The organism is Paenibacillus silagei (assembly GCF_017874735.1).
GTDB classification, from domain to species: domain Bacteria; phylum Bacillota; class Bacilli; order Paenibacillales; family Paenibacillaceae; genus Paenibacillus_AQ; species Paenibacillus_AQ silagei.
In genome coordinates this window covers 126,164-139,638 of the sequence record NZ_JAGGLV010000016.1, presented here as the reverse complement: position 1 = coordinate 139,638, position 13,475 = coordinate 126,164, and the positions used below count along the sequence as shown (strand labels likewise).

At 51.2% G+C, this 13,475-nt stretch carries 9 protein-coding genes; all 9 read right to left on the bottom strand.

What is annotated here, in order from left to right; genetic code table 11:
- Nucleotides 1-155: 155 nt before the first annotated feature.
- The 9 genes from J2Z70_RS22055 to J2Z70_RS22015 all read right to left on the bottom strand — a co-directional run bounded on the left by J2Z70_RS22055 (nt 156) and on the right by J2Z70_RS22015 (nt 13,403).
- Nucleotides 156-569: a hypothetical protein gene (locus tag J2Z70_RS22055; protein ID WP_209876795.1), complete on the bottom strand. Its 414-nt coding sequence runs from the start codon at nt 567-569 to the stop codon at nt 156-158.
- A gap of 176 nt (nt 570-745) precedes the next feature.
- Nucleotides 746-1,213, bottom strand: a complete 468-nt coding sequence (locus J2Z70_RS22050; RefSeq protein WP_036730331.1) for a hypothetical protein — start codon at nt 1,211-1,213, stop codon at nt 746-748.
- 14 nt (nt 1,214-1,227) lie between these two features.
- Entirely contained in the window at nt 1,228-3,312 is a 2,085-nt protein-coding gene (locus J2Z70_RS33395; protein ID WP_245368433.1) for a DNA/RNA non-specific endonuclease, read from the bottom strand.
- 121 nt (nt 3,313-3,433) lie between these two features.
- Nucleotides 3,434-5,815, bottom strand: a complete 2,382-nt coding sequence (locus J2Z70_RS22040; protein WP_209876793.1) for a glycoside hydrolase family 95 protein — start codon at nt 5,813-5,815, stop codon at nt 3,434-3,436.
- 109 nt (nt 5,816-5,924) lie between these two features.
- A complete protein-coding gene (locus tag J2Z70_RS22035) occupies nt 5,925-7,667 on the bottom strand; it encodes an ABC transporter substrate-binding protein (protein ID WP_209876791.1) in 1,743 nt (580 codons plus the stop codon).
- Between the two features lie 191 nt (nt 7,668-7,858).
- Nucleotides 7,859-8,758 (bottom strand): carbohydrate ABC transporter permease, encoded by a 900-nt coding sequence (locus tag J2Z70_RS22030; RefSeq protein WP_209876789.1) that lies wholly within the window; start codon nt 8,756-8,758, stop codon nt 7,859-7,861.
- A gap of 14 nt (nt 8,759-8,772) precedes the next feature.
- On the bottom strand, nt 8,773-9,759 hold the full coding sequence (locus J2Z70_RS22025) for an ABC transporter permease (RefSeq protein WP_209876787.1): 987 nt from the start codon (nt 9,757-9,759) through the stop codon (nt 8,773-8,775).
- A gap of 114 nt (nt 9,760-9,873) precedes the next feature.
- Nucleotides 9,874-11,664 (bottom strand): sensor histidine kinase, encoded by a 1,791-nt coding sequence (locus J2Z70_RS22020; protein ID WP_209876839.1) that lies wholly within the window; start codon nt 11,662-11,664, stop codon nt 9,874-9,876.
- Nucleotides 11,665-11,849: 185 nt separating this feature from the next.
- Nucleotides 11,850-13,403 (bottom strand): response regulator transcription factor, encoded by a 1,554-nt coding sequence (locus tag J2Z70_RS22015; protein WP_209876785.1) that lies wholly within the window; start codon nt 13,401-13,403, stop codon nt 11,850-11,852.
- Nucleotides 13,404-13,475: the final 72 nt, after the last annotated feature.

Here is a 13,475-nt window from a genome sequence, read left to right as displayed (position 1 = left end):
AGTCTGTACAACTAAATTTACCCGGATGGGCGAAAACCCAGGTATAGGGGCATTTTAATTGCACGAACTACATCTAAACGGAGATTTGGCGGCACATCGGACGATTTAGTTGTACGAATTACAATTAAGCATCCCCCTTGCTGCTATTAATATCGTCAGCTCTGTATCTTCTCTAGAAAAGCTTGAAATACTTTTTTTGTCGCTTCCCCTGAATTGGGGATTAACTCATAAATCCTCTGAAGAAGTGAAGGGTTTTTCAATATCAGTTTTTTACTTTCAGAACTAGTAAAACTTCTTAATGAATCAACACAGATTTCGAGTAGCTCTTCATCATCAGTATCTAGCAGTTTCAACAACATATTCAATTCATCCATGCTAGATTCATTATGCAAACAATAAGCTAATTTTCTTTGCCACTCTATCGGCTTATTTAACACTCCATTTGATAATTCCCCCCAATCTTGTGGGGAGAATTTTAGCAGCATCTCCTGTGCAATTAAAAAACCTTCATCATACCAATAATCATCCGTAAAATATCCTGAAAGATAGTCATCAAATTCTGTAAACATTAAAAATCTCCTTTGAATTAGATTACAAGTTAAGGTGCTGTAAAACCACTTAGAAGTTGTGTAGCTCCTTTACCCGTCATAACACATAGAGGATAAAAAAGACCACAACACGGGCGATTAGCTCGCATTGTGGCATTTTAGGTTGTCTTGTACGATTCTGTCGCCCAGGTTGTAAACTATAACTTTCCGCCCACTTCTTCGAACCAATCATCAAATATATGACTAGATAATTTTTCAGGATCATTTGTATATTTTATCTCGTAACTGTAACGAGCATCTAATTTGTTCTTAAATACATCATAAGTCAATTTCATCTCTGTAGGCATTTCCCTATTATTTTTTTTGCATAAATCACTAATTTCACGGAGATTTTTATTTAAGATGTTAAGTAAAGCAACTTGTCTTTCTTTCGAAATATTATAAACAGGTCTTGAATTACTATCAGTGTCTGAAACTGCATCATTAACCTTATGTTTTTTAACAATAAAATTATTAATTTGGTAAAATACATCTGTACTAAATTGTCCAAATTCATTAGAACCATATATATATATCATATCTGCCTTATTACTCACATACTCAAGACAAATTGACACCATATCTGCTTGTAGTTCTGAAAAATAATCTTCAAATACCTTTGTCATCATCCAATCTCCTTTTAATTTATTAAATCGAAAACTTTTAGCTCACCATCTATTGTGTAGGTTACATTAAAGCTAGACGGTCGAAGCGAATCCTCATCATATTTTATTTTTACGTCAACAGTAACATGTTTCGGCGGTTTGGCATTTAAAGCCCTTGCCCATTCATTTTCTATTTTCTTATACGTACTTAGATTCACCTTACTTGACTGAGATACAAGGTTGTCAATCTCTGGCGAGCCGCCAAATCTATCTCCTGCCAAATGACCTGCGTGGTCACCTGACTCCTTTCCTGGCGTATTTGCGTCATGTGGTAAACGTTCATCTCTTGCCGTTAATTTTAAATCATCCGTACTAAAGTTTTCAATTCTACCCAGATGATCTGTTTCATAATCGTATTGGTGCTCACCAGCTTTATACTTCACATTCGGTTTTAGTTTTCCTGCCTCATCAAATGAATTATCGACAAAAGTCTTATTGGGAACTTCACCCTTCCCTTCCAACCCATCCATATACCGCTGCTGCACCGGCGTTTTCGGCATTGCTGGAGTATCGGGGATCTCTCCTATCTTGAAAACAAACCCTTCCGGCGTCTGCATCACCGGACCCAGGTTCGGCAGCTTCTGCTTAATCCCTTGCAGGGCATCCTTCGCCGCTTGGCTGACGACGTCTTCTACCTCGCCTAGCACTTTGCCCACTTTGCCTGCTTTGGTGACCTGTAGTCCGGGGACAAGGATGGATGCGACTGAACCGAGCATTTTCGCCTTCTCTTCGGGTGTGCCCTCGTCAAACTGATGATATGCCATCTTCGCCGCTTCCACCAGCACTTCGGGATGGTCAATCAGATATTGTGCTTGCTGCTTCATTTCTGTGGTGGTTTTGACCGGGTCCACAACCAGCTTGAAGGCAAAGGTTGCCGTATCCGCCACGCCCATGACGACCTCTTTCATCAATCCTTCGGTAAAAGCCAGCACTACATCTCCCGACTGACGGACCTTGCTCTCCCATTTCGTGAGGCCGTACGTGTTATCCAGCCATCCCAGATAACTGGTGTACATCGGAGTGAGATATTCATTCGGCACATAGACTTTCGCCTGATAAAATTCCAATGTGGTCTCGTTTTCCTTGTTGTCTGCGGTAATTGGCGTGCCATCTGGCAGCGTGAGCGGAGGTGCGTTCAACCGCCGCTCTGCTTCGATCTGCTCTTGCACCTGCTTAAGAACGGCTGCAAGCTGAATCTCCTGCCGCTTCGCCGCAAGCTGACTACGAGCATACGCTCCCGCGGCGGTTTTCTCCATCGCCAGCCGCAGGAGCAGTAAATATTCTTCGTTATGTAGTAACGGAACCTTCTCCGCCGTGATCGATGGATCATACTCACAGGCAGTAACCGCTGGTTGCTTGTAATGCGGGCTTAGATCCTTACCGGTTTCATAGTAGATCTTGGCTACGCCTAGAGAAGCCAGCTTCTGCCGGGCTTCTTCCGCCTGTGCATGAACAGCCGTCATCTGCGCCTGGTTTCCGAACGCCTGATACACTTTAAAGGCCATCTGGGCCTTGGCGATCTCATTCCGTGCCGCGAAAATATCGTTCAGCTTACTTTGCGCAGCGATACTCTCTACGGTCAGCAGACCGGAGGTTTGAATGACATTCCTGAGCTGCTGCACCACCGGGTCCCTGCTGAGCTCATCTTTTCCCGATAGAGCGGCAATCGAAGTAATGAGATTGGTCGCACTTCGCTGCACAAATTCAGGAATGGAGACTCGTCCGGCGGTTGCTTGCAGCCCCAAGCTTCCGAAGGCCGCGAACAAAAGATTAAACTGCCCTGTCAGCTTCTCCGCCTGCTGCTTATTCTCTTCCTGCAGCTCCGAGACGCCTCTCAAGGCGACGCGGATGATATCCTCTAATTTCTCCGCTTCTACGGTTAATTCATTGATCAGGACCTGGGCCTTGACCAGATGGTCGCCCATGGGGATGCCGCCCCAGCTGCTGGACTGGCCCTTCAATTGAAGATACAGCCGGTTTGTGTCCTGACTCACCTGGCCGATCTTCGATTGCAGGCGCTTGACTTCATCTTCGTTAAATACTAGCTTTGTTGATGCCATAACCATCCTTTCCGCCGAATGCTAAAACTCACTGGCTTCTAATTTTAATCAATAAATCTCCCTTAGTCATACAGGCTACCTCCTATTACTATCGGATTTATTTTCCATTATATTTATAGTTTTACACCTCCACCCAATACACCCCGCCAGCCGTAACCTCAAGCGCACCACTCACTGTCTGGAGGCGTCCGTCTGCAAGCTTCAGCTTCAGCTCTTGCGTATAGCCGAGCCGCAGTGTTCCATCGAACCGGGCTGTAATCCGCGCGTATACCAGAACTCCGGCCCGCCATTCGAGGTCCACCTCATACCCGCCGCGCGCCTTAAGACCCCGGATGCGGCCATTCTTCCAGGCTCCCGGCAGCGCCGGGAGCAGCGTAAGCTCCCCCAGATGACTCTGCAGCAGCATCTCCGCAATGCCGGCCGCCGCGCCGAAATTGCCGTCAATCTGAAACGGCGGGTGCGCATCGAACAGGTTGGGATAGACAGAGCGGGTTAGCAGCGTGCGTACATAGCCGTAAGCCGCATCGCCGTCTGCGAGCCGGGCATAGAGGTTAATCAGCCAAGCACAGCTCCAGCCGGTATGTCCCCCGCCGGAAGCAACCCGCTGCTCCAGCGTTAAGCGGCTGGCTTCCAGCAGCTCCGGCGTGTCCCGCCTGTTAATCCGGCTGCCCGGATACAGGCTGTACAGATGGGAGACATGGCGGTGCCCCGGCTCCGCTTCGGCGAAGTCATAGAGCCATTCCTGCACCCGTCCGCTCTTGCTGATCTTCAGCGGAGACAGACGGGTGAGTGTCTGCTCCAGCTCCTCCTGAAATTCAGCATCCACGCCAAGAATACGTGCAGCCTCCAGGCAGTGCTGCATCAGCTCAGCGATCAGGCTCATATCCATGGCCGAACCCATAGAGATACTGCATGCTCTGCCATCCTCCGTGATGAACCGGTTCTCGGGCGAAGTAGACGGACTGGTAACGAGCCACCCCTCCGGTCCTTCCACCAGCCAATCCAGGCAGAAGAGAGCAGCTCCTTTCATTAGCGGATAAGCGGTCTCACTCAAAACCTTCATATCCGGGTTGAATTCGTAATGCTCCCACAGGTGACGGCATAGCCACACGCCGCCCATGGGCCAGAAGGCCCAGCTGGCATCTCCGCCGGACGGTGTGGAGGCCCGCCACAGATCCACATTATGATGGGCAACCCAGCCGCGCGCCCCGTAATGAATAGCAGCCGTTCTGGCCCCGGTCTCACTAAGCTCCTTAATCAACTTAAGGAGCGGCTCATGGCATTCGCTAAGATTGCAGACCTCAGCCAGCCAATAGTTCATCTGCGTGTTGATATTGGTTGTGTAATTGCTGTTCCATGGCGGCTGAACATGGGCATTCCATATCCCCTGCAGATTCGCTGCCTGGGTTCCGGCGCGTGAGCTGCCCATCAGCAGATAGCGGCCATATTGGAACAGCAGAGCTTCCAGCACCGGGTCTTCTGCCCCCTGCTGATATGCGGCCAGACGTTCATCGGTGGGCTGCTCATCCGCCTCGTGACCGCCAAGCTCCAGATCCATCCGGCGGAAGATCGCCTGATGATCTGCAACGTGGCGTGCGTACAGCTCCTCATAAGTCTTACCGGCCACAGCGCTTAATCTGCTCGCGCACAGCTCCGCCGGACTTGGCATAGCTGCGGAATACGGAGCTGACGCAGCGGATCTATGACTTGCTCTGGACCGCACCTCCTCATAGTCCGTTCCGGCAGCCAGCAGCAGCAGCACACGATCTGCGCCGGATATCACCAGCTTGCCTGCGGAATACCGGACACTTCCCCCGTTTACCTGTGCGTGCAGGTGCAGCTCGAACGATACTCCAAGCCCCTCTTCATAGAGCACCGCAAGCGGATGATCCTGGTGGTAATTGTCGGCTATATGTGAAGGACAGCGTCCCTTCATCACAAGCCTGTTCCCCTCCCCCGGACTAACACTGTGCTGCAACTGGCTGGCCATTGCCAGCTCCAGCTGAATGCCTCCTGGCTGATCGCTTGTCAGATGCACGACACCAACCTGGTCCGGTGTACTGATGAATACTTCACGGGTGTAGCCTCCCTGGCTGGTCTGATAGGTCACTTTGGCAACTCCGCTATCCAGATCCAGCTCTCTTTCATAGGCTGTATAGTTCTCTGCGCCCGGCTGCGTAAGAATCAGGTCCCCGAGCGGCATATAGGCCTGGGCGTTGACCCCCAGCATATGGGCATTCACCATATCCTCGGCCTCCCCATACTGGCCTGCAGCGATTAGCTCCCGGGTTCTTTTCAAATACCTGAGCGCTTCGTAATTATTGGTATCCCGGGGGAACCCGGACCATAAGGTATCCTCATTCAGCGAGATCAGCTCTTTATCCGTACCGCCGAATACCATAGCCCCCATATGCCCGTTCCCGAGCGGCAGCGCCTCTTCCCAGACAGCTGCGGGCTGACGGTATCTGAGCTTCCATGCGGATTTCCTTTGTTCAGTTTCCATATTCTCCTCACCCTTCGTGCTAAGTTCTGAATACAGCAAAAGGCCCTGACCTAAGTCGGGCCCTTCTGCCTTCTGCTATACTCTGGATCATGCTACATCCCGTTAGGATTTACAGATTTTTGCCTGTCCACAGGGATACTCTCTTCTTCACCAGCTCCGTGAATTCTTTTTCCATATCCTGAGCGCCGGCTTTGTCCAGCTCGGCCAGGAAGGCGTCATAGACTTTATCGAAATCAGCCGGTTTGGACAGAATTGCTTCCGGGATACGTTTACGTACGATATCCTGGGTCTTTTTGAAGATGACCTGATATTTACCGTCTGTCGGAACCGGCAGGTTGTACAGAGCACCTGTTTCTTTTACAGGGAATTCATCCTCTTTCGGGAACAGGTCCTTCCAGGTAGTCGCCTTATATCCGGCAAGGGATTCCTTCTCAGCTTCGGAGTACGAAGCAACAATCTGCTCAGGGAAGCTTGTGGTGTAATAGTTGTCTGTTGAATCCTTCACGCCGTCGCCATACCGTGCACCGAAGATCAGGTACTGGCCGATCCCGGTTGTTTTTTGAGTGTTCGCTGTATCATTGGCTAGGCCGTCACGGATCTCAGGCAGAACCTCACGCTTGCCATTGGCATCCACAGTATAGTGCTTATCTTTAATCCCCCAGGTTCTCAGGACCTGGCCTTCATCGGAGGACATCCAGTCTAGCCATTTGATGATCCGCTCAGGATCTTTGGCTGCCGTAGTAATCGCAATGCCGTAGCCGTCGATACCGGTCTGCATGAAGGAATGATCCTTATACTCTTCGGTCAGGGTTACAGGGAAGTGTCCATAGGTATACTCGTCTTTGCCGGCAGCCTTCAGGGCATTCTCACCGTCGGAGTATTCCCATTCCTGGGAGATCAGACCGAGTACACGGCCGCTGGCCACTTTCGCTTTGTATTGGTCATCCTTTTGTACGAAGGTGTCCTTGTCGAGCAGGCCTTGATTGTACATCCCGTTCAGCCAGCGGAAATATTCCTTTTCTTCGGCGCGTTTGTAGTGAAGCTTCGCTTCGAAGGTCTCAGGGTCCACATAATATTCACCATCATCCGGCGCGCCGGTTGTAGTGAAGGCCGGGTTCGTCACGGTGATCATAATCTTCCAGTCATCGGCGTTCAGCGTCAGCGGAATGGTAGGCTGTCCATCGGTTTCCGGATGCAGCTTCACATAATCCTTAAGCACCTTTTCAAAATCAGCTACAGTCCGCACCTTCGGATAGCCAAGCTCTTTAAGCACACGATGCTGAATTTCAAATCCGCCTGTGGCATCGAAGGATTTCTGGCCGACACCCATATTCGTAGGAATCTGATAGATACTCTGGTCGTCCAGGCTGTACTTCAGACGGTTCATGTTCTCGCCGTAGACTTTCTTGAGGTTGGGGCCATATTTGTCAATCAGGTCCGTCATATCAATGATCAGTCCCGCATCCACCAGGGTACTCAGACTTCCTTTAGCGAAAATAATATCAGGAACGTCGCCGCTCGCCGCCATCATCGCAATCTTCTGGTCGCCGCCGCCGCTGCCTACATCGAATTCAGCTTCAAGGGTAACCCCTGTCTTCTCCGTAATCGCTTTACCTACATCATCCTGCATCTTGTTCCAGTTCGGGCTGGCATCCGCACCGAAGAAGGTGAATGTAGCCGGTGAGGTATCTAGAGCCGTATCATCTGCTGCGGCAGTAGCATCAGGTGTAGTTCCTGAGTTGTTAGGCGTCGTATTGTTGGCTGCATTATTGCCGTTGCCTCCACAACCGGCGATCAGCATTGAGCTCATCAGCAGGAGTGTGAAGATCGTCTTAGTACTCTTGCGGTTCATTGTGTATCCCCCTTGTATCTTAATATGTTGCCTCTATGCATATCAGGTGAGACCTGAATATACCATTGTGAACGCTTGCAAAACTACTATAAATATAAATTACCACTAATTAACACTTCACCCTAAGCGGGTTAGCTGCCCGGCCCTGCACTGAACCAGACAGCTTCTCCCTGTCACTCCTGGGTTAAGGACTATGCCTTCACTGCACCCAGCGTCATCCCGCCGACAAAGTACTTTTGCAGGAACGGATAGACCACGAGAATCGGTACCGTTACGACAATGGTAATCGCCATCTTGATAGACTCCGGTGAAATCTGCGCCATCTGTCTGGCCATATCATTCGCATTCACCATGCCGCTGCCCTGATTGGTCGAAGACAGGACCTTCATCAGCTCGAACTGCAGCGTAGTCAGATGCGGCTTATTGCCGTTGTAGAGATAGGTAGTGAACCATTCATTCCATTGCCCTACGGCCAGGAACAAGGCGATAGTGGCCAGCACCGGCTTACAGAGCGGAAGAATGATTTTGTAGAAAATCATAAAGTCATTCGCCCCGTCCAGCTTGGCGGATTCCTGCAGGGCAAACGGCAGGCCGTCCATGAAGGAGCGGATAATGAAGACGTTGAACGCGGATACCATACCCGGCAGGATGTAGATCCAGAACGTTCCGATCAGGTTCAAGTCCTTCATGAGAATGTACATCGGCACCATACCGCCGGAGAAATACATGGTCAGGGCCAGGAATACCGAGACGAATCTTCTGGCTCTGAACTCCGGACGGCTGAGCGTAAAGGCCAGCATGGAAGCACTGATCAGCCCTAGAAGGGTACCGGAAACCGTACGTAGAATCGATATTTTGAAGCCTTGAATCAGCCCTGTATAGCTGAAGATCCGCTGGTAATTCTCCAGAGTCCAGGCCCGCGGGAAGATATAAATGCCGCCCCGTACCGTATCTGTAGATTCATTGAAGGAAATCGCCAGCACGTTCAGAAAGGGATATAACGTCACAATCATAATCAGGATTAGAGCGATGTAGAGAAAAATATCGAAGACACGTTCACCTTTTGACATTTGGAATGCCTTGCCACCCATGGATGATCCCCTCCTTACATAATGCTTTCTTTGGCAAACTTCTTCATCAGACCGTTGGCGGTAAACAGCAGGATGACACTGACTACCGAGGTGAACATGCTTATCGCGGTACCGTAGGAGAAGCGTCCAATCTGTATCCCGTATTTAAGCGCATACAAATCCAGCACTTCCGAATAATCGGTAACCATGTTATTCTGCAGCTGGAACTGCTTCTCGAAGCCGATGCCGACCAGATGGCCGATATTCATAATCAGCAGCACCATCACCGTTGTACGGATACCCGGCAGCGTAATATTGAACATCTGCTTGACCCGTCCTGCGCCGTCCACTTTGGCCGCTTCATACAGCTCTTTGTCGATGCCTGTAATCGCTGCCAGATAGATGATCGCATTCCAGCCCGTTTCCTTCCAGATGTCAGCAGCCGTTAAGACTCCCCAGAAGTATTTCCCTTTGGCCATGAACTGAATCGGCTCATCAATCACATTCATCCAGAGCAGCAGATCGTTCACGATCCCTCCATCGATGGCAAGCGTCTTGTAGACAATCCCGCCTACAACGACCCAGGATACAAAGTGGGGCAGGTAAGATATCGTCTGAACCGATCGCTTGAAGACGTTCCCGCGCAGCTCGTTGAGCATCACGGCGAACAGGATAGGAACCACGAAGCCGAAGATCAGTCCCAGCATGCTCATCGCCAGTGTATTTCTTAATACGAGGTAGAAGCGTTCATCCTGGAACAGCTCCCTGAAGTTGTCCAGTCCGACCCATTTCTGCTCGCTGAACGACCTGACCGGCTTATAATTCTGGAAGGCCATTAGCCATCCCCATATAGGCACATAGCTGAATATAAATACCCAGATTACGAATGGAAGGGACATCAGGTATAAGTACTTTTGCTGGAGTACGCTTTTCCAAAATCCACTATTCCGTTTCGCAGGTGGGCGGGGGGTTACGCTTTCATTTGCTGTAACACCGCTTTCAGTGAGCGCTTTCACGTTCATTATTCCCCCTTCGCTTTGATAGCTTTATCTTATCCCAGCGCCGGGGGCGAGAATACCCAACAGATTTCACGTAAAAACCTATAGAAATTAGACATTCTCCCCGCCTGTATCCCCTTAAGCCTTCAAACCACTGTCCTTAGGGATTGAAAATGTAATCCGGGTCCCCTCTCCCTCCCGGCTTGAGATGTTCAGCCCGTGCTCCGCTCCGTAATACAGAGTCAGTCTCTGCTGCACATTGCGCAGCCCGATCCGGCCCTGCTCCTCTTCTTCCGCCTTGGTGATGACCTCCATAATCGCAGCCAACCGATCTTCCGTCATGCCGATCCCGTCATCCATTACAATGACCTGAATCTCCTGATTCTCCGTGAGAGTGACGGCGATGCTGACATGCACCGTACCTTCCTTGTTCTCCAGACCGTGAACGACGGAATTCTCCACCAGCGGCTGGATAATCAGCGGCGGAATCATCACCTCAGCGGCGGCGGGATCGAAGGCAATCTCATACTCCAGCCTGTCCTCGTACCGGAACTTCTGAATCTCCAGATAGGAGCGGATCATCTCAATCTCTTCCTTGATCGGCGCTCTCTCCCGGCCTACTTCCAGATTCTTGCGCATCAGCTTGCCCAGCAGCCGGACAATATTGGCGATCTCCCTCTCTCCCCGCAGATGGGCGTTCATCCGGATCGACTCCAGCGCGTTGAACAGAAAATGCGGATGAATCTGGCTGGCCATCATCTTCAGCTTAATCTCCCGCTGCGCGATCTCCAGCGTACTGTTCTTCTCATTGCTCTCTATCACCTGTGTAATCAGCTGGTTGATGCTGGCTACCATGTAGTTGAACTGGCGCGACAGCTGGCCGATCTCGTCTGTTCCGTCAATGTGGGAGACGACGTTCAGGTTCCCGAGGGCCACTTGATTGAGCTGGCGGCTCAGCCGCAGCAGCCGGTTGCTCGTCAGCAGCGAGATAGTATAGACCAGTACAAGCGCAACCAGCAGCACCCCGATTACGATAAACAGCCCCAGCTGACTCACCTTGTTGGCATCGCTCAGAATGCTTTTGGTTTCAAATACGGAAATGATCTTTAGCTTGCTGACACTCAGCTCAGGGATCATCTCATCGATCATGACGTAGGAATCCTTATCCTTCACCTGGGTCATGAACACACCTTTGGATTGCGACTGCACATTTATCCCTATGTCAAAAGCATCCACCGTGCTGCCTACCAGCTGCGGGTTTTTGGCGGATACAATATAGCCCTGCTCATCAATAATGATCGTCTCGAACGGCTCCTGGTGCAGCATCTGGTTCAGCTCATCCTGATTCACCTGCACCATCAGAATTCCTGACTTGCTGTATTCAGGGTAGGGAACCTGGCGGATCAGACTCAGCTTGTTGATGGTCCCTTTGGGGCTGTTGATATAAGGGTCCTTGTCGTGGATATACATCCAGTAGATCTGATTGTTCCGCATAGCCTGTGTATACCAGTTTCTCGTACGGATCTCGGGCGTTACCGGCGCGATGGACATATCGTCCACCAGTGTGGGATTATCGATGAAAAAGCGGATATTGGAGATTTCCCGGTACCGCAGCACATATTCCTTGAGGTCGGTATAATTCAGGTAAGCCTTGGTCAGCTCCAGGATACTCGGATAATGCGTATTGACCAGCCGCTCCAGATCCTCATCGAAATAGAGCAGATTCGAAATGTCAGTAGGGACACGCAGCTTGCTGTACAACTGGCTTTTGATCTTTTCCACGTTGTTGGTGGCCTGATCAATCGCTCTGTTCAAGGCTCCCTCCCGAAAATAATTCGTCAGAATCACCCCTGCAATCAGCACGGGAATCATCACCACTATGATATAAAAGAAGATCAGCTTGTATTTCAGCTTCATATTATTAACCATCCGCACCAGCTTCTTGATATCAATCTCCTCCTCTCTATACAAACAGGCTGCTCCCGGATCTTCTGCAAGAAGGGGAACAGCCTGTATATCATAAGCCTCATACCTGAATCTCTGCAAGCTAACCGCGACCTACAGTTCCAAATTTCTCCTTCGCTTCTTTTTGCTTTTCGTTAAGTGCCTTAAGTCTAGTTCTCCTTGCGGTACGCGCTTGGGGAGACGCCGACATATTTGCGGAATTTGGCATTGAAGTAATCAGAGTTCATGTACCCGACCTGCTCGGCCACCTCATAGACCTTCATGCCCTGGGTCAGCAGCTGCTTGGCCTTCTCGATCCGCACCTTATCCAGATATGTGTTGAAGTGCTCACCCACCTGGTTCTTGAACATTTTACCCAAGTAGGCGCTATTGTAGTTAAAAATCTCCGCAAGTGTGCCCAGCTTCAAATTCTCCTTATACCGGCGCTGGATCAGATCCGTAATCCGCTTAATCTCATCGCCGCGTCCGCTTCCGCTGCCCGTCAGCCGGGAGAGCTGCTCCATATAGCCCGACACCAGCCGCTCTGCATCATGCAGGTATCTGCTGCTGTAGACCTCGCCCATCGGCGAGGCTTGTCCGGCAATCAGCGGGCGCAGCTCAGGACTCGCCGCCTCCAGCCGGGCAATCGTGCTGCTGACAATCCGCAGCAGCTGGTCCTTGATATAGGTCTCGTCCCGCTGGGTATGCACGAGCTTGCGGATAATCTGCAGCGTAAGCTCCCTGGCTACCTCGCTACTGCCAGCCTCTACTGCCAGCAGCAGCTGCACCTCGATATCACGCTCGGGGTCCAGCTCCTCCTCCGGTTCAACCGCGCCTTGTGCAGGCTCCTCCCACAGGTCCGGCATTCCACAGAGCAGTGTGTTCTTCTGCCCGAAGAAGGCATCCTCCAGCCGGGCGCGCGCAGCCCCGAAGGACTCTCCGGCCTCCTCCGGCCGGCCGGCTGCTCCGCCCGCTGCGGCCACGAACTCCAGCCCCTCCTTCGAGATCAGGTGGTGCAGCTCCTGCCAGAGCGCCGCCCGGGCGCGTTCATCCCGGAGCGGCTCCTTCAGCAGAATTCCCATGTATGGGGGGAGGGTGAAGAAGAAGCCGTGCCCCTCCTGCTCCTGCCAATGCCGCTCCATCAGCCGCTTCACTGCATCCTCACGGGCATCCTCCCCCTTGTTAAGCCCTTTCAATTCCAGCAGCACCACTTCGCAGCCGCTGTCCGTGAGGCCCAGTTCAGCCGCGGCTTCCCCGCCTTCCTTCGAATTCGACTGCAGTAGCTCCCGCACCAGCACCTCGGTGGTTCTTGCCGGCTCCAGCGCCTGCCATTCGTTGATCCGCTCTTCCAGGCTGATCTTCTCCCGCAGCTCCTGCAGATAGCTGATCAGTTCCTCCTCATCCACCGGCTTGAGTAAATATCCGTCAATATGATAGGAGATGGCCTGCTTCGCATATTCAAAATCGGCATAGCCGCTCAGAATCAGCACATGGCAGCCCGGACTTTCCTTGCGCAGTTCAGCGATTAATTCCAGTCCGGTCATTCCCGGCATACGGATATCCGCCATCACAAGTCCAGGCTGCAGCTCACGGAATTTGTCCAGCGCTTCATAACCGTTAGCCGCTGTCGCCACCACGGTATACCCCTCTTCCTCCCAGGGAATCAAGGTGCGCATCCCTTCCCTCAGCTTGGGCTCATCATCCACAATCAGTACTTTGATCAATAGGGGGCCTCCCTTCATGCCGTACTCGAGCTTCCGAGCCGGAATTTATCTTACTAAATAAGGAACACTTAA

Coding starts and splice junctions, on each gene's coding strand:
- J2Z70_RS22055 (WP_209876795.1), bottom strand. CDS start 569: ATGTTTACAGAATTTGATGACTATCTTTCAGGATATTTTACGGATGAT.
- J2Z70_RS22050 (WP_036730331.1), bottom strand. CDS start 1,213: ATGACAAAGGTATTTGAAGATTATTTTTCAGAACTACAAGCAGATATG.
- J2Z70_RS33395 (WP_245368433.1), bottom strand. CDS start 3,312: ATGGCATCAACAAAGCTAGTATTTAACGAAGATGAAGTCAAGCGCCTG.
- J2Z70_RS22040 (WP_209876793.1), bottom strand. CDS start 5,815: ATGGAAACTGAACAAAGGAAATCCGCATGGAAGCTCAGATACCGTCAG.
- J2Z70_RS22035 (WP_209876791.1), bottom strand. CDS start 7,667: ATGAACCGCAAGAGTACTAAGACGATCTTCACACTCCTGCTGATGAGC.
- J2Z70_RS22030 (WP_209876789.1), bottom strand. CDS start 8,758: ATGGGTGGCAAGGCATTCCAAATGTCAAAAGGTGAACGTGTCTTCGAT.
- J2Z70_RS22025 (WP_209876787.1), bottom strand. CDS start 9,759: ATGAACGTGAAAGCGCTCACTGAAAGCGGTGTTACAGCAAATGAAAGC.
- J2Z70_RS22020 (WP_209876839.1), bottom strand. CDS start 11,664: ATGGTTAATAATATGAAGCTGAAATACAAGCTGATCTTCTTTTATATC.